This window comes from Halolamina salina (genome assembly GCF_042678005.1).
GTDB classification, from domain to species: Archaea; Halobacteriota; Halobacteria; order Halobacteriales; family Haloferacaceae; genus Halolamina; species Halolamina salina.
Window position 1 is genome coordinate 1 of record NZ_JBHUDH010000206.1, and the last position, 2700, is coordinate 2700.

Genomic DNA, 2700 nt, shown 5'->3' on the forward strand with positions numbered 1-2700 from the left:
GCGGCCGGCGAGCCGAGCGACACCCAGCTCCCGACCGGCGACTCGCCGGCCGCGAGGCGGTTCCGGAGCTCCATCCCGTCGGTACGCACGTCGTTGGGCATACAGATTCGGCGCGCCCGACGGGCAAAAAATCGCCGGGGCTCCGGACGGCTGCTCCGCTCGTCGTCTCGTGAACCGCGAGAATGGCCGGGGCGGGCTCCGAACCCGCGATCTCCGCATGACCCAGGTTCGAGGCTCGGCGGGCCCCGTGGGCTGCGGATGTTTCCTAGGCGTACCGCACCGAATCTCGATACCCTATGAGTGCGGCGCTATGTCCAGCTAAGCCACCCGGCCGCACTCCTCCGTAGTTGGATGTCGAACTTAAGCCCTCCCATCTCTGTCGGCGGATCGACCGGCGCGGATTTATGCCCACGGGCGTGAACGGCTATCTATGACCCTGCCGGAGACCGTCACGGACCACCTCGACGGCGAGGAGCCGGTCGCGGAGGTCGACCTCGGCGGCGAGGATCGACTGTTGGTCACGCCGACACGAACGCTCGTCTACCGCGCGGAGGGGCTGCTCTCCGACGAGACCGTCGAGGAGTTCCCCCACGACGCCGAGCGCGTCACCCTCACCACGAGCCGCCGGAAGGCGAAGCTCACGCTCGACTACGGGCTCGACGGCGAGGAGACGCTCTCGCTGCCGAAGGCGAAGATCGACGAGGTGCTCCACCCGGTGCTCGCGGGCGTGCTCGACGCCAACGGGATCACCGACCCCGGCGAGACCGTCAAGCGCACGTTCCGGTTCTCGGAGCTCACCCTGATCGTCACCGACGAGCGCGTCGTCAAACACATCGGGCAGGCCCTCTGGGACGAGGAGTACGAGGAGTACCCCTTCGAGAACGTCACCGATCTGGCGTTCGAGCCCGGGAACGTCGCCACCAGCGTCGTCCTCACCCACGACGGCCGGCAGGAGCGGTTCAAGGCGCCGAACGAGGACGCCCGCGCGGTCGAGGCGGCGATCACCGACGCGCTGCTCTCCTACCACGACGTTCGTGACCTCGACGAACTCCGGGCGGAGCACGCCGACGAGGAGGTCGACGACGCCGACAGCGAGGCCGGCGAGGACTCGCCGTTCGGCGAAGGTCCCGAACTGTTCGGCGAGGAGGAGTCCATCGCGACGGACACCGAACCGGACGAGCAGTCCGAATCCGACGCCGCGTCCGACTCCGAGGACGACACCCGGGACCAGCTCATCCGACAGGTCGAGGAGGCGACCGACGACGAACCGGCCGACGACTCCACTGACGCCGATCACGGTTCCACCGCAGACGGAACCCCCGACACTGCCGACCTCGCGGCCGAGATCGACGACCTCCGTGACGCCGTCGAAAACCAGCAGGCCGAGCTCGAACGGCAGAACGACCTGATCGAACAGCTGATCGAGGAGCTCCGGCAGGGCCGCTAAGGTTCCTCGCCGCGCCGGTAGGCGTCGATCGCCGGCTCGTACCCCTCGTACACCGATGGGTACCGAAGCTCGTACCCCAGTTCGAGCAGCCGGTCGTTCCGACAGCGCTTCTGACTCGCGACCCGCAGGGACGCCGATTCCGACAGCCCCTCCAGCCGTTCCTCGACGGTCAGTTTCTCCGGCTCCGGCGCGTCACACCGGTCGGCCAGCCAGTCGGCGAACACCCACCGGTCCACGGGCGTGCCGTCGTTCACGAGCACCGTCTCCTCGCGGGCCACGTCCTCGGTCAGGAACCACGCCAGCGCACCCGCGGCGTCGTCGCGGTGGACCGAGTTCCGCCAGCCCGCCGTGACCGAGTCGAGGTAGGCGTCGATCCGGTAGCGGCCGGGGCCGTACAGCCCGGCGAACCGCGCGACGGTGCCGTCGATACCGCTCCGGTGGACGATCCCTTCCGCCTCGGCGATCACGGCCGCCGTCGGCCGTTCCGGGTCGATCGGTGTCGACTCGTCGACCCAGTCGCCGCTGTGGTCGCCGTACACCCCGGTCGTGGAGGTCAGAAGCAGCCGATCCGGGGGGAACTCGCGCCCCTCGAACTCGGAGACGATCGCCCGGAGGCCGTCGACGTAGAGCGACCGTGCCTCGGCGACGCTCCCTCGTCCGGCCGAGGCCGCGAACGCGAGCGCGTCGGCGTCGGGAAGCGTAGAGACGGCACCCGGGTCGGTGAGATCCGCCCGGACGGGTTCGATCCCGTCGGCCGCGACGGCCTCGGCGCTCGTCTCCGATCGGACGACTCCGGTCACGTCGTGGCCAGCGTCGAGTAGCTGTCGGCCGAGTTCGCGACCGACGTAGCCACAGCCGAGGACGAGAACGTGCATCAGCGTCGGGCGTCGATGTACGCCTGGATCGCGGCGAACTGTTTGAGCGTGGTCGGGAGCCGCCCCTCGATGGCCTGCTGGATCTCCTTCCCGTCGAGCCCGATGTCGGTCTCCCGGGCGACGGTGTCCACGTCGACGACCGCGGTGGTCATCCCCATCAGGACGTGGTCGCGCGCCTCCCACGCGATGTCCTCGGCGTCGGGGGCGCCCTCCGTCAGTGCCAGTATCTCCGAGGCTTCCTCGAGGGTGAGTTCGGGCCGTTCGCCCTCGCCGATCGCTTCGACGGTCGCCCGGTCGAGGCCGGTCCCCCCCACGACAGTGTCGACCCCCAGTTCGGCGACGACCCCCGCGAGCTCCTCGAAGTAGGCGGTGCGAAAC

3 protein-coding genes and 1 tRNA gene are annotated in these 2700 nt (G+C 69.6%); 1 reads left to right on the top strand and 3 read right to left on the bottom strand.

Annotation, left to right across the window (positions count from 1 at the left end):
• Nucleotides 1–183 precede the first annotated feature (183 nt).
• Nucleotides 184–333: transfer RNA gene (locus ACFR9S_RS14565), tRNA-Met, on the bottom strand.
• A 97-nt stretch (nucleotides 334–430) separates the two neighbouring features.
• Between ACFR9S_RS14565 and ACFR9S_RS14570 the strand changes: the two genes are divergently transcribed.
• Nucleotides 431–1447 (top strand): DUF7115 domain-containing protein, encoded by a 1017-nt coding sequence (locus ACFR9S_RS14570; protein ID WP_379732288.1) that lies wholly within the window; start codon nucleotides 431–433, stop codon nucleotides 1445–1447.
• Here the strand turns inward: ACFR9S_RS14570 and ACFR9S_RS14575 are convergent.
• Together ACFR9S_RS14575 and ACFR9S_RS14580 are read right to left on the bottom strand one after the other, a co-directional pair.
• Nucleotides 1444–2322: an NAD(P)H-binding protein gene (locus ACFR9S_RS14575; protein WP_379818946.1), complete on the bottom strand. Its 879-nt coding sequence runs from the start codon at nucleotides 2320–2322 to the stop codon at nucleotides 1444–1446. The genes ACFR9S_RS14570 and ACFR9S_RS14575 overlap by 4 nt on opposite strands.
• Nucleotides 2322–2700 (bottom strand): DUF5791 family protein (locus ACFR9S_RS14580; RefSeq protein ID WP_379818947.1); only part of this gene is annotated, 379 nt, incomplete at its 5' end. The genes ACFR9S_RS14580 and ACFR9S_RS14575, both read right to left, overlap by 1 nt.

Coding starts and splice junctions, on each gene's coding strand:
- ACFR9S_RS14570 (WP_379732288.1), top strand. CDS start 431: ATGACCCTGCCGGAGACCGTCACGGACCACCTCGACGGCGAGGAGCCG.
- ACFR9S_RS14575 (WP_379818946.1), bottom strand. CDS start 2,322: ATGCACGTTCTCGTCCTCGGCTGTGGCTACGTCGGTCGCGAACTCGGC.